We start from the raw sequence: 19,176 nt of genomic DNA, 5'->3' as shown, positions 1-19,176 counted from the left end.
CCTTAATAAAATACGGAATTTGACTATTCTTAGCTACTGCTTTTCTTTTCCGAACAAAGCATAAAAAAGCCCAGATCGAATACCAATCTGAGCTTGTAGTTGTCGTAAATAATCTAAGGTAAAACCTTGTAGATATTTTTAGAAATCCAGTTCTTCTACTACTCCGCTATCTGGATTATTTGATTTTCCGTAAGTAGCGCAATCTACCGAAATCGATAAATTCTCCGGTCTTTCAAAATCGTCCTGAGAAATATTTAAATCTTCGTTAGCATACACACTTTTCATATACATTCCCCAAACTGGTAAGGCCATTGTTGCCCCCTGCCCATAAGTTATACCTGGGAAATGCACCGCACGATCCTCAGCGCCTACCCAAACACCGGTTACCAAATTGGGCACCATTCCCATAAACCAACCATCACTTTGGTTTTGTGTAGTTCCCGTTTTTCCTGCGATTGGATTTTTGAAATCATAAGGATATCCTGTAACTGCTTTTTCATAAGCTGGATTCCCCTTGGCCCAAGTTCCTCTTAAGCGCGCACCAGAACCGTAGCGGGTTACCCCTTCCATAAGATTTACCGTCACATAAGCCGCTTCTTCACTCATTACGTCGTAAGCCTCTGGTACATTTTGGAATAAAACAGTGCCGTTTTTATCTTCGATACGAGTGATAAGCACCGGTTTTACACGAACACCTTTATTGGCAAACGTACTGTAAGCTGCCACCATATCGTAAAGGCTAATATCTGCTGTTCCTAAAGCGATAGCAGGCCCGGTTGGGAAACCTTCTGTATCTATTCCTAATTTTGAAATTAGACTAATTACGTTACCCGGAGTTGTTTTATCGATTACTCTTGCGGTAACCGTATTTACTGAATTTGCCAAAGCTTCTTTTAAGCTCATCATACCGGAATATGAATCCTTGCCTCCACCTGAATTTCTTGGGGACCAGTCTTTAATATTACCATATTTACCGGCCGGAATGGTAAACCTGTTTAATGGCAATGTATCACATGGCGACATTTTAAGCTGATCGATTGCGGTAGCATATACAAAAGGTTTAAAGGTTGAACCTACCTGGCGTTTCCCTTGTTTTACGTGATCGTACTTAAAATGTTTAAAGTTTGTACCACCAACCCATGCTTTTACTTCACCGGTGGTAGGATCCATAGACATTAAACCGGCCTGTAAGAATGATTTATAGTAAAGGATTGAGTCACGTGGAGTCATGGTCGTATCAATATCCCCTTTCCAGGAGAAAATACGCATTTCACGAGGTTCATCAAAAGAAGCTAAAATTTCTTCTTCAGACTTTCCTTCCTTTTTCATTTTGCTATACCTGGCCGATCTTCTCATGGCACCGTTAATAATATTATCGATCATACTTTGATCAATATCCCTAAAAGGTGCGGTTCTATTGTTTTTATTCTGGCGATCAAATTCCTGCTGAATATGTGATAAATGCTTTGTTACTGCATCTTCAGCATATTCCTGCATTTTAGAATCGATACTGGTGTATACTTTTAGACCATCGCGATAAAGGTTATACTTTTCACCATCTGGCTTAGGATTATCATCGATCCAATCTGATAAAAATTGCCTGGTATATTCTCTAAAATAGGTTGCAATCCCATCATCATGCCCTTCTGGAGAAAAGGTGATTTTCATCTCGATTTGTTGCAGGGAATCTTTTTGCTGCTCGGTTAAAAAACCATTTTTATACATCTGTACAAAAACCTGATTTCTTCGATTCTCTACTAAATCGGGGCGACGTACCGGATTGTATAATGCTGAATTTTTAAGCATTGCTACTAACACGGCAGACTCTTCAATTTTAAGGTCTTTGGGTTCTTTATCAAAATAAATTCGGGAAGCTGAACGTACCCCTACCGCCTGATAAAGGAAGTCGTATTTGTTTAAATACATGGTCACAATCTCTTCCTTGGTGTACTGTCTTTCTAAACGAGTGGCAATTACCCATTCTTTCATTTTCTGAAGCACACGTTCGAAAGTATTATCGGTAGAAAAATCTTCTGTAAATAACTGTTTTGATAACTGCTGAGTAATGGTACTCGCTCCTCCTTTGGACCCAAGATAAACCGCTGCACGTACGGTACCACGTGCATCGATCCCGGCATGTTTATAAAAACGTTCATCTTCTGTAGCTACCAGTGCCTGCACTAAATGCTGCGGAATTTCTTCGTATTTAATAGGGGTACGATTTTCACGATAATATTTACCTAAAGTTTCCCCATCTGAAGAAATAAGCTCGGTTGCCAGATTCGTCTCCGGGTTCTCTAATTCTTCAAAAGTGGGCATTTTACCAAAAACACCCCATCCTGCCAATAGAAAGAAAAAGATAACGACCAGGATCCCAGCACCAAAAAGGGTCCAGAAACCAATAATATATTTACGATTACTTTGCTTAGGTTTAGTTTGCTTTTTACGAGATTCAGCCATTTGCTCTAATTATTCTGTGTAGTTTTTTCTATTCTGAAACCAACATCTGTGATTCCGTCTAAATTTTCTATTCCGTTTACCTCACCATTTTTTCTCATGGCGTGCCTTATGTTCACCTGATACTCTCCTGGTTCTGTAAACTTTACATGCTCTTTATACCAGAGTTTATTTTCTTTTACATCACCAAATCCTGTACCAAGCCATTCTCCATTAGGTAACGCCATTTCGTACTCTAAGGTATCGCTAATTACTTTTCCTTTTGGGAACTGAATTTCAGTAATTAAATACAGGTTACTGTACTTAAATTCGCTGTTATTCCTAATATTTATAAATAAATTGTACGCTTTTAAAGAATCTAATTCACCAATATTAAACGAAATAATTGAATCTTTATTCCACTGATTCACAGATTTATATTCGTCATAGACCCTTTTGGAATCACAACTCCAAAAAAACAGGCCTGAAATGGCTAAAATCAAAATAAAATTACTTCGCATTTCTCGAGGAAGATGGTTTATTTTTCTTTCTTCGTTTCTTATTTCTACGTTTCTTTTTAGGATGTGGATTATCGAACCTTGTTAAACTATCCTGACCAACAACATTGTTAAAATCTGGTTGTTCTTCTTCCATTTGAAGTTCTACTTCAAATTCCTCAAGGCTACCAACACCTTCCCTTTTTTTGTTCGCTTCAATAATTTGATTTGCCTGATCTACGGTAAGCTTGTGCCACGTCATCCATTCACCCTCGTAAGCATACCATAAAAAGCCTTTAAAAATATCGATTTTCTGGCATACTGCGGTCCCTTTTTTTGTATGAAGTTTAATATCTGACTTCGGAAAAGTTTTAAGGGATTCCAAATACGTATCTAATTCGTAATTAAGGCAACATTTTAGTTTTCCACACTGGCCGGCCAGTTTTTGCGGGTTTAACGATAATTGCTGATATCTTGCCGCACTGGTACTTACAGATCTAAAATCTGTTAACCAGGTAGAGCAACATAATTCACGACCACAAGAACCAATACCCCCAAGTCTTGCTGCTTCCTGGCGAAGTCCTATCTGGCGCATTTCGATACGCGTATTAAACTCACGGGCAAATTCTTTGATTAACTGCCTAAAATCTACACGGTCATCTGCCGTATAATAAAAAGTCGCTTTTGAGGCATCCCCCTGAAATTCGATATCGCTAATCTTCATGCTTAGCTTTAATCGAATAGCGATTTCCCTGGCACGGGTTTTAATTTTTTCTTCACGAGCACGGGCTTCTTCCCAAACCTCAATATCCTTTTGGGTGGCCTTGCGGTAAATTTTTAAAACTTCGTCGCTATCGGGAGTGATTTTTTTCTTTTTCATCTGGATTCTTACCAGTTCTCCGGTAAGACTCACCATCCCAACATCGTGACCTGGGGAAGCTTCTGTAGCGACCACATCGCCCATACTTAGGCTAAGATTTTCGGGATTTTTAAAGAAATGTTTTCTGCCGTTTTTAAAACGTACTTCAACACAATTAAAAGGTTCTACTCCGTTTGGAAGGGACATATTAGAGAGCCAGTCAAAAACCGTAAGTTTATTACAACTATCTGTTCCGCAGGTTCCGTTATTTTTACATCCTTTAGGCTTACCGTCTTTACCGGTAGAGCAACTGCTACACGCCATAAATGTTATATATCTTGATAAGGAGTTCTAAAAAGCCAAATCTTATTTTTAAAAATAACCCGATATCCCGACCATCAATCTCACTTCTAAATCCCGGGACCTCAAAGGTCTATTTCAAAATTTCAGCTTTCTAATTACGCTCCTTTAGGTTCATAATTACGTTCTTAAAAAGTAAATATACCAATATTAATTGGCATCACCATTTAGAACGCAGGCTTAACTCTTATATTTTAAAACTTCAGAGCGGCCTTTTTTAAAAATTTTATTGCTGTTGCGCTTTCCTCTTCTAAGCTCTTTTTGCTCTTCATAGGGCAGTGCATTTACCTTCATACAATCCTCGCTACAGCAATTATTCATTTCCATAGCGCATTCTTCACATTGTATAAAAAGCAGGTGACATGCTTCGTTTGCGCAATTCACATGGGTGTCACAGGGTTTACCGCATTGGTGGCAATGTGCAATCACATCGTCGCTAATTCGCTCTGACCGACGATGATCGAACACAAAGTTCTTTCCAATAAATTTATTCTCTAATTGTTGATTTTTAACCTGACGGGCGTATTCTATAATTCCGCCTTCTAACTGATACACATTCTGAAAACCGCGATGCTTATAATATGCACTTGCTTTTTCACAGCGAATACCTCCGGTACAATACATCAACAGGTTTTTATCTTCTTTGTGCTCTTCTAAATCTTTTTCTATAATTGGCAAAGAATCCCTAAAAGTATCCACATCTGGAGTAACCGCCCCTTGAAAATGACCAATTTCACTTTCGTAGTGGTTTCTCATATCTACACAAACTGTATTGGGATCTTCTAATAGTTTATTAAAAGTCGCAGCATCTACATGAATACCCTTATTGGTCACATCGAAGCTTGCATCATTCAACCCATCAGCTACAATTTTATCGCGGACTTTTACCTTTAGTTTAAGGAACGATTTAGAATCCTGCTCGATCGCAATGTTAAGTCGGCATCCTTCTAAAAAGTAAATGTTATCTATAAATTCTTTAAACTCGTTAAACCTTTTTGCAGGAACAGAAAGCTGGGCATTTATCCCTTCGTGGGCTACATAGATTCTTCCCAGAACATCCATCGAATTCCAGGCTACAAAAAGATGATCTCTAAAAAGTTTAGGATTGCCTATTTTTGCGTAGGCATAAAAAGAGAGCGTAAGCCTGTCTTCACCGGCTTCCTCGATTAATGCTTCTCTTTCTTTAGCGCTTAGTTTATTGTACAGTTGCATGCTATACTAATTTTAAGAATTAAAGAAATATTATAGTTTTTTAGCGGTAATTATTTTTACCGGACAGGCATTTTGAGCCTGCAAACATTCGGCAAAGATACTATCATCGTGCGATTTAAGGGTATAAAAGCCTTTTTTTTCTTTAGAATGCAATAAAACACTCTTCCCGTCTTTCTTAGACATTTGAAATTCTGAAGGCGCCATCTCTACACAATAATTACAGCCTATACATTTATCCCGCTGTAAGGTTACTACTACCATTAGGCCTTAACGATTTTATACAATTTATCTGAGTTTCTTATTCTGAAAGGCAGTTTTATGGTACAGGAATCTCCTTTTGATGCCGTATCTAATTGTTCGTCGTTAACCATCATTTCAGAAAGTTCTACTTCCTGCGCTCCAGTAGTTGGCCCGGTGATTAATAGGGTATCTCCCAATTTAATATCGTAAGCTTCGATCTTAAATTCCCCAATATTGGCTTTAGGAAAATAATGCATCCCTTTACCAACATATACTTTCTTTTGGGTAGCGTGCGAACCTGAACCAACACTCCATTCCCCTAATTTTTGACCTAGATAATAACCACTCCAAAATCCGCGATTATAGACTTTCTTAAGCTCTTCCATCCAGGATTCCACTTTTTCTTTCGCGTAAGTTTCAGCATAATATGCATCAATGGCCTCACGATAGGTTTTAATCACTTTAGCCACATATTCTGGCGCGCGGCCACGACCTTCGATCTTTAAAACCTTTGTACCGGCATCGATCACCTGATCTAAGAAATCTAAAGTACAAAGGTCTTTAGGAGACATCATATACTCATTATCCAGCTCGACCTCAAAACCACTTTCCTGATCGATTACCGTATATTTTTTTCGGCAATTTTGCTTACAGGCACCACGATTGGCAGAAGAATTATGAGAATGTAAACTTAGATAACACTTTCCTGAAACCGCCATACATAAGGCACCATGACCAAAAATTTCTATTTCAATCAAATTTCCTGTAGGTCCTTTAATTTGTTCTTTTTCTATCTGATCGCAAATTTTCTTTACCTGCCTTAAGCTTAATTCCCTGCTTAATACCATCGTATCGGCAAACAGGGCATAAAACTTAACTGTTTCAATATTGGTAATATTAATTTGTGTAGAAATATGAACCTCCATTCCTATCTGTCTTGCATAAGCAATCACGGCCTGGTCCATAGCAATCACCGCAGTTAACTTTGCAGCTTTTGCCTTATCGAGTAAGGTTTTTACGATCGAAAGATCATGATCGTAAATAATGGTGTTAAGCGTTAAATAAGTACGCACATTCTTAGCTTCGCAGCGTTTGGCGATCTCTGGCAAATCGTCTAATGTAAAATTAATACTTGCCCTGGCACGCATATTTAACTGCTCTACACCAAAATAAACCGAATCGGCTCCATTATCCAATGCCGCCTGCAAAGACTCAAAGTTCCCTGCCGGCGCCATAAGTTCTATCTTTCCTGTACTCGTCATTTTTAATAAAATTATGGGGTGCAAAGATACATATCTTTCAATTATTGGTTACATTTAAACAAACCCAAACTTTCTATAGTCTACACTTCAAAATCGATAAATTTTTTGAAGATTTCCTTTTGAAGAAAAATGGCACAGGGAATAATCCTGAGCATTTAAAATTGTGACCTAGTAAAACTTATAGTAATTTAGCAACTTGCAAAAAACAGGAGAACAAAAATGAGTAACGATAAAGAAAAAGAAGCAAAACTAAAAGCACTGAAACTTACCCTTGATAAAATGGATAAAACCTATGGTAAGGGAACAGTAATGAAAATGGGAGATCAGGCAATTGAAAATATACCTTCGATTTCTACCGGTTCTTTAGGTTTAGACCTTGCCTTAGGCGTAGGTGGCTATCCAAGAGGGCGAATTATAGAAATTTACGGGCCAGAATCGTCTGGTAAAACCACCCTTACGCTACACGCTATTGCGGAAGCACAGAAGGATGGTGGTATTGCCGCTTTTATTGATGCTGAACATGCTTTTGATCGTTTTTATGCTGAAAAACTTGGGATCGATATTGAAAACTTAATTATTTCTCAGCCCGATAATGGGGAACAGGCCTTAGAAATTGCCGATAACCTGATTAGATCTGGAGCGATTGATATTATTGTAATCGACTCGGTTGCAGCTTTAACGCCAAAAAGTGAGATCGAAGGGGAAATGGGAGACTCTAAAATGGGACTTCATGCCCGTTTAATGTCTCAGGCACTTAGAAAATTAACCTCAACCATCAGCAAAACAAACTGTACCGTAATTTTCATTAACCAGCTTCGTGAAAAAATTGGGGTGATGTTTGGAAACCCAGAAACAACAACTGGAGGTAACGCACTTAAATTCTATGCTTCTGTACGTTTAGATATTAGACGTTCTACGCAAATTAAAAACAGTAGCAGCGAAGTAATGGGTAATAAAACAAGGGTTAAAGTGGTTAAAAATAAAGTCGCGCCACCATTTAAGACCGCTGAGTTTGATATTATGTATGGTGAAGGAGTTTCAAAAATTGGTGAAATTATCGATATAGGTGTAGACTACGAAATCATTAAGAAAAGTGGATCCTGGTTTAGCTACGAAGACACTAAACTGGGCCAGGGTCGTGATGCGGTAAAAACGATTTTAAAGGACAATCCAGATTTAATGGATGAATTAGAAGTTAAGATAAAAGATGCCATTAAAGTAGCGAAGGAAGAAGCATAGAAAAAATTAGGCCGTAATTGAAATTACGGCCTAATTTTTTTCCCTAAAAGTTAATAGTTAATTTGAGTAAATTTAGTTTGATGGATAAAGGTATTCTATGGCAACTTTATCATAATATCCAAAATTACCGCTTTCACTAGAGCCAAAACAGGCTTTCATTAAAGAAGATGAATCATAGCCTGTGGGAGTTCCTGGTATATGTACAGCTCCTTCGGGATTAGCAGATTCTCCATTATTATATCCACAACTTTGCCTAGTATTCCAGTCAGTATGCCTTAGACCAATAGCATGACATATTTCATGTGTTAGAATATGTTCATTAACATTTAAAGAATAACTTTCTGAGCCCGAAAAAATATCTACATTTCGAAAAGGATTACCATTACTATCAGGAAAACCTGCAATACCGCCTGCCGCACCAGGTCGTTGGGACACTTTTATTTGGCGACCTGAAATCAATCCTGGACCATCGTAAATTTCAAATGTTAAACCAATATCCAATGCATTCAGATTTGCTACGGCTCTGGTTAAAGCGGATCTTTGCTTACTAGTTAAAGCTACTCGATCTGTACCCCCCAAAAAATCTGGAGCATTCCTGGGAATAATGTATATTTTGACATTATTGTCAACTAAATTATATGTTCTATACTGTTTAGTTAATTTTTCATTAGATAATTCCTCTAATCTTGATCTTGACATCAAAATATCTCCTTCAATTAGAAACATTTTTTCCAACCCTCCTTCAGAATTAGGATAATCGACCATTTCTAAATCGCTTGTATTAAAATTAAGGGAAGCTATTTTAGCGATTTCATCTTTTGAAATTTCCTCTGTATCTATAGAAGAAAAATCTTCTTCTATTATACTTTCATCTTTTTCACACGAAAAGATAAGAAAGCATACCGATAATAAATAAGTAAGTTTTTTCATAATTTTTATTAGGTTAAGAAATATAACTTTTAGGGATAAAATAAATGTAAGAAAATATTTTTGTTTTCTACGCAACCCTTTTTAGTTTCTTTCATCTAACAAAAAATAAAACCTTTAAATACCAATGAAAAAAACTAGTTTAATTTTATTCTTTGCACTTGCTATAAGCTTAATTAGCTGTAATAATGATGACGGGCCAAGCATTGCTTATGGTTATGCAAAAATTACAGGACATAACTTACCCACATATATTGAGTATGATGAAAGTTATGATATAAAAGCGACCTATAAGTTAATTAATGCATGTCATAATTTCGTTGGTTTTGATGCAAGGCCTTATGAAAATGAGGATGAAGAAAAAACTTTAATTATTAATGTATCAGCTATAACTTCTTATGACCCTAATATCACAGAATGTAACAAAGAAGGTAATTTAACCAGCACAAAATCAGTTATTCAAAATGGTTTTAAATTAAGTAGGGTAACCTCAAACAAGGAGCAATACAATACCGTTAGATTCCGCTTCTTAACTAATGTAAACTCAGAGAACGAAGGGGAATATATCACTGTAAATTTGCCAGTAGGCGAGCCAGAACCTGAGGAAACTCCAACAGAATAAACAAAAACAGCTATCATAAAAAAGCCGGAATTCTAAAGAGTTTCGGCTTTTTTATGTTAAATACGCAACCTTTTTAAAAAATAACATCTAGTAAGAAACAAGTATTAATTAAAATGAAGAAAATTCTATTAATTCTAATCCTAGCGCTTGGTTTCACTGCCTGCAATATTGACGATGACGGCCCAAGCATTTCGTATAACTATGTTGAAATTTTAGATGCCACTTTACCACAATACTTTGTAGTAGATGAGGAGTATAAAATTGATATTACGTACGACCTGGGTAGCGAGTGTAATACATTTAACAATTTTGAATATAGTGGAAGACGACATCAAGAGCACGATTCTATATATGAATTTTATGTAAATGCTGTAGTTGCATACGATCCTAGAAATATTGAGAATTGTACAGACACCGGATTAACGGAAACTAAAAACTGGACAGAAGACTTTAAGTTAAATTCCGATCAATACGATGTGATTCGGTTTAACTTTCTTAGCGGAAGAAAAAACGATGGCACTGGAGAATATTTAACCAAAGATGTCCTGGTAGGAGCTCCAGATGATCAAGAAACAGAAGAACCTACTGAATAGCTAATGGAAATACAAGAGTAGTTTTTTCTTAAAAGCTGAGATTTTTAAATTTCAGCTTTTTTTATTTACAGTACGCAACCTTTTGAATTTTAGTGTATCTACAGAATACAAAACACTAAATTATTTTATAGCCTAATGAAAAGAATAGTATTAATTTTAGCTTGTATCTATACCCTTACCGGATGCTCTCTAGACGATGACGGTGCATCGCTATCGCTTAGCCTGGCTAAAATTACCGATGCCCAAATGCCAGATTATTTTGAGACCGGGGAAGTTTATAATTTTCCAATTAGTTACATGCCGTCAAATGGATGTGAAGAGTTTTATGGCTTTGATGTGAACAGAGAGATTAATGGCAATGTACGGCACATTTATGTTTTTGCAGTTACCGCAAGATATCTGGATAGAACAGACTGTGACGACCCAACTGAACAGGAAAAGGAATTAAAAAATATTGTAATTACCGGAGATGAAAACACGGAGTATGTTTTTCATTTTTGGATTGGTGAAGAAAACGACGAAGCGCAATATCTGGACATCACCGTCCCTGTTGGCGAACCGGAAGCAACCGAAGAATAAAAAACATCCTAAGGGATGGGTCTATGATCATAAGAAATTTATTATAATCTTGTTTTTTTATTTCGACGCAACCCGACCTCAATAAGATCGGAAAAGCATCAAAACATTTCATCTCGATTATCGAGTAAAACTAACTAAACCAAACATAATTTTTTGACGCTAGAAAAGCTCATAAAAAGATGTAAGCAAAATGATATTAAGGCTCAGGAAGAACTTTACCGCTTATATGCCGGTAAAATGTTTGGACTGTGCCTAAAATATTCTGATAGCTATGCGCAGGCCGAAGACAACTTGCAGGATGGCTTTTTGACCATTTTCAACAAAATAGGCCAATACAAACACCAAGGCTCTTTTGAAGGCTGGATGAAGCGTATCATGATCAACACCACATTACAGAAATATAGAAAAGAAAAATTATATAGTATATCAAACGAAGATCAAATAGAGGAAACAACGGTAGAATACGAAGAATCTTCACTGCCATTGGATGTTCTTCTTAACATTATACAGCAGCTGCCACAGCGTTATCGCGAAGTTTTTAATTTGTATGTTTTAGATGGTTATTCCCACAAAGAGATTGCTGAAATTCTACAAATTTCTGAAGGAACTTCTAAATCGAATTTATCGAGAGCGCGCAGCTTATTAAAAGAAAATATTGAGAATAATCAACATAATTCTTCTGCAAAAACCCTATGAAAGAGAATAAGAATATAGACCGACTTTTTCAGGAGAAGTTCAAAGATTTTGAACAAACTCCAAGAGAAGAGCTTTGGAAAAATATCGCAGAAAAATTACAGGAAAAACAAGAAAAAAAACCTGTAATCCTGCCCATTTGGTATAAACTAGGTGGCGTTGCAGCTGTTTTGGCCATTATCCTGACCACAGTTTATTTTTTACAAAACAGCCCTGCAAATTTTACTGAACCCCAAATCACATTTGATATAGAGGAATCCCAACTCCCTACTTTTGAAATGCCTACCGATTCCCCTTTAAATCATGCTAATAAAACATTAAAAGAAATTACCGAAACCTCTTCTAATAGCAACATCGAAGAAGCTAAAGAACGCGAATCTCATTCAAATAATTTAGGTGCTATGGCCAGCCAGAACACCACACAAACTTTAGGAATAGATACTACTTCTAAAAATTCCAATTCAGAAAAAACGAACAGCAATTCATCGAATATCGCATCAAACAAGTCAAACAACGAACAGGAATTGGCTCATCTCGATCATAAAAATGGCGATGAAACCATCCAAAATCAACAAACAGGGAACAAAGTAATTTCTTCTGCTGAAAATAAGAATCCTAATAAAACAGCGTCGCAAGTTGCAAGTGCCGATTCAATCAAAACGAAAGCTGATGAAGAGTATAAAACTGCACTGGCTATTCTTTCAGAAGAGAAAAACAACGCTACTCCTGAAGAAGTAAAAATAGCGTCTAAAGCAGGAAAAGTAAGTATTTCTCCTTTCGCCGCACCGGTTTATTACGATAATTTGGGAAGCGGTAACCCTATAGATCCTTCTTTTGCAGGGAATCAAACCAATAGTGACGTAACAATGTCTTACGGAATTAAGGTGGCTTACGCTATTTCAGAAAAAATAAAAATAAGGTCGGGCATAAGCAAAGTGAGCATGAATTATAAAACTCAGGATATTGCTTATAATTACGCTATAGCTTCTAGCAAAATATCGAATATAAATTATGAGCAGGGAAGCGAAAATATTAGAATTGCGAGTACCGTTTCGAGACCTGATAATTATGCAGAGACCCCCCATGATTTTGCTCCTTCAAGCAGTTTAAACCTACCAAGGGAAACCGGTTCGTTAAATCAGAATTTTGGATATATCGAAGTTCCTGTAGAAATAGAATACAGTTTAATCGACAAAAAATTTGGTTTAAAATTAATCGGTGGCGCCAGTAGTTTGTTTTTAGATGAAAATACGGTTAGCGTGAATGGACAAAGTGGCTCTATAGAACTGGGAGAATCAAACAATCTGGAAAGCCTTAGTTTTACCACAAATATCGGGATGGGTGTCGATTATCAGCTAAACGATAAATTTAAACTGAATTTAGAACCTACTTTTAAATACCAGTTAAACAGCTTTAGCAATACAAGCGGAGTTAATCCTTATTTCTTCGGAATTTATACGGGTTTTAGTTTTGAATTTTAACTCGATAATCGAGATTTAAAAGTCTTCTTTCTGAATTGAAATTGAATGAAATCAAAAGTTGCTAAGCGAACTAGAAACTGAAATTAGGTTTTACAGACTAGGATTTTTTAGTTCTTCAAGAATAATTTCATGTGTTTTATCTTTAAGCTCTTTACGATCTTGCTGAGTTTTACCTGCGGTAGGAATAAAATCGTGGATGGTAACCCTTAATTTCCCGGGGCTACCCGATAAAAATGTGTACGAAAAACGCTTTTTGGTATCGTGAAAAGTTAAAGGAGCAATGAGTATTTGATGATCAATGGCCAATTTAAAAGCGCCTTCTTTAAATTCGTCTAAAATGACACTTTCATCGTCGGGAACGCCACCTTCAGGAAAAATACAGATACTATTCCCCTGTTTTAAACGTCTTTCAGCCTCATTAAAAACCGCCTGCCGACTTTGCTGACTTTTACGGTCTACCAGAATGCAGGTTTTACGGTAGAAAAACCCGAAAATTGGAATTTTAGCCAGCTCTTTTTTACCTACAAATACAAAAGGATGGTTAACGGTTGCCAGCATAAGCATAATGTCTAACATCGAATAGTGATTGGCTACAAACATATAGCTGCCATCCTTATCCAGTTTATGGCTTCCATGCGTTCGCCGGTAAAAACCCATCCCAAAAATGATGAATTTCCCCCACATCCTGGCACAAAAGAAAAACTGAGGATAAAAACGCTCTGCCGAAGTAAAAACGATTAGAATAGGGAGCATAAGGATAATAGGTACCACCAATAAAACGTAGAACCATATTCTCCATACTACAATAGCAATATTTTTAAAAAATCGCATAGGTGTCAAAAGTAGTAAATACAATCAAGTCAATTCCACAAAAAAAGTACCTTTGTATAAAAATTTAATAACTACATGTCTAGAATACTAACGGGAGTGCAAAGTACAGGAACTCCTCATTTAGGAAATTTACTGGGGGCAATTATGCCTGCTATTAAAATGGCGAATAGCCCAGAGAATGATTCATTCATTTTTATAGCAGATATGCACTCTTTAACGCAAATTAAAGATGCGGAAACTTTAAAAAACAACACCTACTCTGTCGCGGCAACCTGGCTTGCCTGCGGTCTTGATATTGAAAAAACTGTTTTTTACAGACAAAGTGACATCCCACAAACCAGTGAACTTACCTGGTATTTAAGCTGCTTTTTTCCTTATCAGCGACTTACGTTAGCACATTCATTTAAAGATAAAGCCGATCGGTTAGAAGATGTAAACGCAGGGCTATTTACGTATCCCATGCTTATGGCAGCAGATATTCTTTTATATGATGCTGAAATTGTTCCGGTAGGAAAAGACCAGTTACAACATTTAGAAATTACCAGAGATGTAGCCTCTCGTTTTCACAATAAAATGGGAGAAACCTTTGTAATTCCTGAAGCTAAAGTAGAAGAAAACATCTTGTACGTTCCCGGTACTGATGGTTCTAAGATGAGTAAATCGAAAGATAATACCATTAATATTTTTCAGACTGATAAAAAACTGAGAAAACAGATAATGAGTATCCAAACCGATAGTACTCCGCTTGAAGAACCTAAAAACCCGGATACCTGTAATGTTTTCAATATTTATAAATTATTAGGATCTGAAGAACAAACAGCAGACCTACGCCAAAAATATGAAGCCGGTGGTTTTGGGTACGGTCACGCCAAACAAGCACTATTCGAACTGGTAAAAGAAACCTTTGCTGAGCCACGCGAAAAATATGAATACTACATCAATAATCTTGAAGAAGTAGATAAGGCCTTAGCCATAGGAAAAGAAAAAGCAACCGTTGTTGCTAATGATGTTTTAAAAAGGGTGCGCGAGAAATTAGGATATTAGTAAACTACCTTAGGGCAAGCTCATTAGGTAGTTGGTAGAAAATTATTTTTTATTTAAACACATCCCGTCCCGCTATTGGGACGGGATCGCAGCATTTAATCTCGATTAACGAGTAAGCATGCTAAATGGCTTCAAATAATTTACCGGGCAAAGGTCTAATCACACCTTTAAGTTCCATATTCAATAAAATTGAAGCGGCTTTAAAAGTCGGGAAATCACAATATAGTGCTATCGTGTCTAATTGTGATTTCCCTTTTTCTTTTAAATGATCGTAGATAAGTTGTTCTTCTTCATCTAAATCTACAAAAAGCTGCTGCTGTATAGGTTTTATTTCTTCTTCTAGTTTCCAACCCAGCATATACACCAAATCAGCTGCACTACTCAGCAAATGGGCATTATTAGATTTAATAAGGTTATTGCAGCCCTTGCTGTATTTATCACCAGGCCTTCCTGGAACTGCAAAAACTTCACGGTTATAAGAATTGGCGATATCTGCAGTCACCAAACTTCCGCCTTTTTCGGCACTCTCAATGACTACGGTCGCTTCGCTTAAACCAGCAATAATTCGGTTTCGTTTTAAGAAGTTATTGCGATCAAATTTATCACTACTCCAAAAATCGCTAAAAAAGCCTCCATTTTTTAAAACTTCATCTACATACCTGGCATGTACTTTTGGGTAAATCTGATCGAAACCGTGTGCTAAGCAACCAATGGTTTGCAAGTTATGATCGATGGCTGCACGATGAGCTGCAATATCAACGCCATAGGCAAAGCCCGAAACAATTATGGGATTAAGCGGACTCAACTCCTCAATAAATTGTTCTACAAATGCCTTTCCTGCACTTGTAATCTTCCGGGTACCCACAATACTTATAATTCGACGATTGTTAAGCTGTATATTTCCTTTAGAGAATAGCAAAATTGGGGAATCATGGCAGTGTTTCAACTTTTCGGGATAATTATCGTCTAAAAAATAATGTGTTTCTAATTGTTCATTTTGGATAAATTCAATTTCCTTTTCTGCTGCTTCAAAGTTTGCGGGATCCAGCAATCCTTTAAGTTTAAGCGCACCAATCCCTTCGATTTTCAATAAATTTTGCCGCTTTTCTTTAAAAATTGCGGCTGCACTTCCCAATCTTGCAATGAGCTTCTTTGCTGTCCTATCTCCCAGATTAGGAGCTCTTTGCAATGCCAGTATATATCGTAAATCTGTAATATTCATCCCACCGCTTTCCACTAAAATTACGTAAAAAAAGATTTGTTAATAAAATTTGTTTCGCTATTTTTATATACTTCCTATTCCTATTATTTTTGCAATTATGAAAATAGCTAATTACATACAGGATTTACTTTATCGCTACGAATGCGTTATCTTACCCGGATTTGGTGCGTTTTTATCGCAAAGAGAATCTGCTTTTATCGATGCAGCAACACATACTCTTTATCCACCAAAAAAGACTGTATCCTTTAACCGTCAATTAGTTAAAAACGACGGATTATTAGCTAATTACATCGCAGATGCCGAAAGTATTAATTATACTACAGCGCTTAATAAAATTGCAGATTTCGTACATCAGCTGGAGAGTTCTTTAAAAGAGCAGCAAAAAGCTGAAATTGCCAACGTTGGTGAATTTACGGTTTCTGAAGATTATACCCTTCAGTTTGAACCTTTTAATAAAGTAAATTACCTGGCCGATTCTTTTGGACTGGATGTGGTTCATTCCACAAAAATTCAGCGTGAAGTGTACAAATCTCAGGTTCAGAAAATCGAAGACAAAGCACCCATTCACTTTACTCCTGAACGAAGAAGCCGCAAAGCTGCATTTCTTAAATATGCCGCCGTTGGGATTCTTGCTATTGGCCTTTCTGGTATTGCCGGTTTAAATATCTATAGCAATCAGGTTGCTGAACATAATATTGCTGAACAACAGGAAGCTGAAAATCAGTTACAGCAACAAATTCAGGAAGCTACTTTTGTGATCGACAACCCACTACCGGCCATTACGTTTAACGTAGAAAAGCAATCTGGCAATTTTCACCTGGTGGCAGGAGCTTTTAGAGTGGAAGAAAATGCCGAGAAAAAAGTAGAGGAACTTAGAGAGGAAGGGTATAAAGCGAGACTTATAGGGGCTAACAAATACGGACTTCATCAAGTGGTTTTCTCCAGCCATAAAACAAGACGTGACGCGGTAAATGCATTAAATAAATTAAAGAGAGAAAACCAGGCTGCCTGGCTATTGGTACAGGAACTTTAATCTTTTTTTAGTGATATTTATTTAAAAGCTTACTATTATTGCCAAAAATTGGCAAATATGAATTCTAAGTACCCAAAAGATTCTAGAACTACATTAACCGATCTTGTTTTACCAAGCGAGACCAATCCCCTAAATAATTTATTTGGAGGCGAATTGTTAGCTCGTATGGATCGTGCTGCCAGTATCGCAGCCAGAAGACATAGCCGTCGTATTGTAGTGACTGCCTCTGTAAATCATGTAGCGTTTAATAAAGCGATCCCGCTAGGAAGTGTTGTAACGGTTGAAGCCGTCGTTTCCAGGGCGTTTAAATCGTCTATGGAGATTTTCATAGATGTATGGGTAGAAGACCGTGAAAGCGGGCTTAGAAGTAAAGCAAACGAAGCGATTTATACATTTGTAGCCGTAGATGAAACCGGTGCTCCGGTTCCCGTTCCTCCTTTAGAACCAGAAACCGATTTGGAAAAAGAGCGTTATGCTGCCGCTTTACGAAGAAAACAACTAAGCCTTGTTCTTGCCGGTAAAATGCAACCTAACGAGGCTAGCGAACTTAAAGCCTTATTTACCAAGTAAGCCGTAAGCCTTGTTGTTGGGCTATTAAAGTTTATCCATTTGGGTTATGTAAATGAACCCGTAATCCAAAACCAACATCTACCAGAAAATGATTATTTAAATAATCATTATACGCCGTATTCTCGATATCAAGATTTAAATAATAAGGAGAAACTTTAGCGAAAAAGGCTATAGTTTGATTAAATCGATAGCCTAATTCTCCCCCTACTTTATAACTGGTGCCGTTTTCGCGAAACGAATCTGGAGAAAAAGGAACCGTATTTCTTACAGAAACACCACCAATACTGGCTGTAATAAAGTAGTTAAATTCCCTATTTATGGCCTGGTAATATCCCAGGCTCAACCCATATTCGCTAAAATTGCTTTCGCTTATATTTCCAATTTTTTCAATATTGCTTACCTCTCCTTCATGCCACTTTCCATAAACTCCCGCTACAAATTGAGGGGTGATAAAGACATTGACTTCAAATTGAATTCCGGCATCGAACGTATAATCATTACCCAAACTAGAATCACTTAAACCATTAGGAAAATAGAATGACAATCCAAAAAATACGGTTTCAGGATCCTCAGGATTGTAAGAGTTTCTATGCGCATTTTGTGGAACCTGCTCTTGTTGTGCGTTTACTAAAGAGATACTGAATAGAAATGCTAAAAGTATTATGTTTTTCATCTGAAAAATTTATGCTGGAAAATCGATAAAAAAGATAAGGTCTTCGATTTAAAATTCTAAGTTAACACTACTGGTTGTTGAAGTTACCATTATTGTGGAATCCTTTTCGTCCCCATCGTTTACGCTATAAAAAATTTTGACTGGTGAGCCAACTGGTAAACGCAATGATTTTTCAAAAGAAGGATTTTCTTCATCCAATCTTAAATAATCATTTTTGATATTCTGAAATTCCGGTAAAAGATCTGCATATCCATCGAAGGCGATCAACTGTCTTGCGTTATAATATTGAAGTTGAAGTTCTACACTATTGGTTTCAGGCAATCTATTCATACGAATATTTACATCCTGCATAGGACTCAGCTTAACCACATCTAGATCGATACGCTCTTCCCTATCCATAAATTCTCTTTGATCTACATAACTTAAAGTCATGAAATTGGAATCATAATCGGATGAAGAAGGCGGATTAAAATTAACCACTATTCCTCTATTGTAAGAAACCAAGGAAACAAAATCTACACTCCCTCCTGCTTTACTGATGGAGGCACCCAAAATATTATAATCTTCTGCAATATTAGTGGTTACATTTACGGGAATATCGTGTAAAGCTACATCGTTAGAATCTACCAAGGTCGCAAAAATAGCAGTTCGCTTATTTTCGGTCACCAATACATCATCACTATTACAGGAACTAAAAAATTGAATTAGAAAGACCATCGCTATCGCGGCAACGTAATTTTTTCTCATAATTATTATTTACACCAGATAAGATGCAAATTAAGAAAAAGGTTGCGTTAAGAGCT

At 36.8% G+C, this 19,176-nt stretch carries 20 protein-coding genes; 9 read left to right on the top strand and 11 right to left on the bottom strand.

Features of this window, described 5'->3' with window-relative positions; translation table 11 throughout:
- Positions 1-138: 138 nt before the first annotated feature.
- The 6 genes from L1967_RS02530 to L1967_RS02505 all read right to left on the bottom strand — a co-directional run bounded on the left by L1967_RS02530 (position 139) and on the right by L1967_RS02505 (position 6,866).
- Positions 139-2,460 carry a penicillin-binding protein 1A gene (locus L1967_RS02530; protein WP_249600141.1) on the bottom strand — a complete coding sequence of 774 codons (2,322 nt, stop codon included), beginning with the start codon at positions 2,458-2,460 and terminating at the stop codon, positions 139-141.
- Between the two features lie 5 nt (positions 2,461-2,465).
- Complete coding sequence (locus tag L1967_RS02525; RefSeq protein ID WP_249600140.1) at positions 2,466-2,957, bottom strand: gliding motility lipoprotein GldH; 492 nt, start codon at positions 2,955-2,957, stop codon at positions 2,466-2,468.
- The gene (locus L1967_RS02520) at positions 2,947-4,116 is read right to left on the bottom strand and encodes a PSP1 domain-containing protein (protein WP_249600139.1); all 1,170 of its coding nucleotides are present in this window, start codon (positions 4,114-4,116) and stop codon (positions 2,947-2,949) included. Before L1967_RS02520 ends, L1967_RS02525 begins: the two co-directional genes overlap by 11 nt.
- A gap of 216 nt (positions 4,117-4,332) precedes the next feature.
- Complete coding sequence (gene trhO, locus L1967_RS02515; protein WP_249600138.1) at positions 4,333-5,364, bottom strand: oxygen-dependent tRNA uridine(34) hydroxylase TrhO; 1,032 nt, start codon at positions 5,362-5,364, stop codon at positions 4,333-4,335.
- 30 nt (positions 5,365-5,394) lie between these two features.
- Entirely contained in the window at positions 5,395-5,625 is a 231-nt protein-coding gene (locus tag L1967_RS02510) for a ferredoxin (RefSeq protein WP_249600137.1), read from the bottom strand.
- Positions 5,625-6,866 carry a peptidase U32 family protein gene (locus tag L1967_RS02505; RefSeq protein ID WP_249600136.1) on the bottom strand — a complete coding sequence of 414 codons (1,242 nt, stop codon included), beginning with the start codon at positions 6,864-6,866 and terminating at the stop codon, positions 5,625-5,627. Before L1967_RS02505 ends, L1967_RS02510 begins: the two co-directional genes overlap by 1 nt.
- Positions 6,867-7,085: 219 nt before the next feature.
- Between L1967_RS02505 and recA the strand changes: the two genes are divergently transcribed.
- Entirely contained in the window at positions 7,086-8,105 is a 1,020-nt protein-coding gene (gene recA / locus L1967_RS02500) for a recombinase RecA (RefSeq protein WP_249600135.1), read from the top strand.
- 72 nt (positions 8,106-8,177) lie between these two features.
- Here recA and L1967_RS02495 read toward each other — a convergent pair whose 3' ends face one another.
- A complete protein-coding gene (locus tag L1967_RS02495; protein WP_249600134.1) occupies positions 8,178-9,035 on the bottom strand; it encodes a M57 family metalloprotease in 858 nt (285 codons plus the stop codon).
- Positions 9,036-9,159: 124 nt separating this feature from the next.
- On the opposite strand from L1967_RS02495, the gene L1967_RS02490 reads away from it, so the two are divergent.
- From L1967_RS02490 to L1967_RS02470, 5 genes are all read left to right on the top strand, one after another.
- Positions 9,160-9,654: a hypothetical protein gene (locus tag L1967_RS02490; protein WP_249600133.1), complete on the top strand. Its 495-nt coding sequence runs from the start codon at positions 9,160-9,162 to the stop codon at positions 9,652-9,654.
- Positions 9,655-9,767: 113 nt separating this feature from the next.
- Positions 9,768-10,247 (top strand): hypothetical protein, encoded by a 480-nt coding sequence (locus L1967_RS02485; protein ID WP_249600132.1) that lies wholly within the window; start codon positions 9,768-9,770, stop codon positions 10,245-10,247.
- Positions 10,248-10,382: 135 nt separating this feature from the next.
- Positions 10,383-10,826 carry a hypothetical protein gene (locus L1967_RS02480; protein WP_249600131.1) on the top strand — a complete coding sequence of 148 codons (444 nt, stop codon included), beginning with the start codon at positions 10,383-10,385 and terminating at the stop codon, positions 10,824-10,826.
- 153 nt (positions 10,827-10,979) lie between these two features.
- Positions 10,980-11,522 (top strand): RNA polymerase sigma factor, encoded by a 543-nt coding sequence (locus tag L1967_RS02475; protein ID WP_249600130.1) that lies wholly within the window; start codon positions 10,980-10,982, stop codon positions 11,520-11,522.
- Positions 11,519-13,000: a PorT family protein gene (locus L1967_RS02470; RefSeq protein WP_249600129.1), complete on the top strand. Its 1,482-nt coding sequence runs from the start codon at positions 11,519-11,521 to the stop codon at positions 12,998-13,000. The genes L1967_RS02475 and L1967_RS02470 overlap by 4 nt, the downstream gene beginning before the upstream one ends.
- Before the next feature lie 90 nt (positions 13,001-13,090).
- On the opposite strand, the gene L1967_RS02465 is transcribed toward L1967_RS02470, so the two are convergent.
- Positions 13,091-13,831 carry a lysophospholipid acyltransferase family protein gene (locus L1967_RS02465; RefSeq protein ID WP_249600128.1) on the bottom strand — a complete coding sequence of 247 codons (741 nt, stop codon included), beginning with the start codon at positions 13,829-13,831 and terminating at the stop codon, positions 13,091-13,093.
- Positions 13,832-13,906: 75 nt separating this feature from the next.
- Between L1967_RS02465 and trpS the strand changes: the two genes are divergently transcribed.
- Positions 13,907-14,875: a tryptophan--tRNA ligase gene (gene trpS / locus L1967_RS02460; protein ID WP_249600127.1), complete on the top strand. Its 969-nt coding sequence runs from the start codon at positions 13,907-13,909 to the stop codon at positions 14,873-14,875.
- 121 nt (positions 14,876-14,996) lie between these two features.
- On the opposite strand, the gene dprA is transcribed toward trpS, so the two are convergent.
- Positions 14,997-16,097 carry a DNA-processing protein DprA gene (gene dprA / locus L1967_RS02455; protein WP_249600126.1) on the bottom strand — a complete coding sequence of 367 codons (1,101 nt, stop codon included), beginning with the start codon at positions 16,095-16,097 and terminating at the stop codon, positions 14,997-14,999.
- Positions 16,098-16,194: 97 nt separating this feature from the next.
- Between dprA and L1967_RS02450 the strand changes: the two genes are divergently transcribed.
- Together L1967_RS02450 and L1967_RS02445 are read left to right on the top strand one after the other, a co-directional pair.
- The gene (locus L1967_RS02450) at positions 16,195-17,130 is read left to right on the top strand and encodes an HU domain-containing protein (protein WP_249600125.1); all 936 of its coding nucleotides are present in this window, start codon (positions 16,195-16,197) and stop codon (positions 17,128-17,130) included.
- Between the two features lie 57 nt (positions 17,131-17,187).
- Entirely contained in the window at positions 17,188-17,700 is a 513-nt protein-coding gene (locus L1967_RS02445; RefSeq protein WP_249600124.1) for an acyl-CoA thioesterase, read from the top strand.
- A gap of 31 nt (positions 17,701-17,731) precedes the next feature.
- Here the strand turns inward: L1967_RS02445 and L1967_RS02440 are convergent, their stop codons facing one another.
- Both L1967_RS02440 and L1967_RS02435 read right to left on the bottom strand, forming a co-directional pair.
- The gene (locus L1967_RS02440; protein ID WP_249600123.1) at positions 17,732-18,373 is read right to left on the bottom strand and encodes a hypothetical protein; all 642 of its coding nucleotides are present in this window, start codon (positions 18,371-18,373) and stop codon (positions 17,732-17,734) included.
- A 48-nt stretch (positions 18,374-18,421) separates the two neighbouring features.
- Complete coding sequence (locus L1967_RS02435) at positions 18,422-19,120, bottom strand: hypothetical protein (protein ID WP_249600122.1); 699 nt, start codon at positions 19,118-19,120, stop codon at positions 18,422-18,424.
- Positions 19,121-19,176: the final 56 nt, after the last annotated feature.

Origin of the sequence: Zunongwangia pacifica (assembly GCF_023499215.1) — a bacterium.
Classification (GTDB): domain Bacteria; phylum Bacteroidota; class Bacteroidia; order Flavobacteriales; family Flavobacteriaceae; genus Zunongwangia; species Zunongwangia pacifica.
This window is presented reverse-complemented; position numbering and strand designations above follow the sequence as displayed.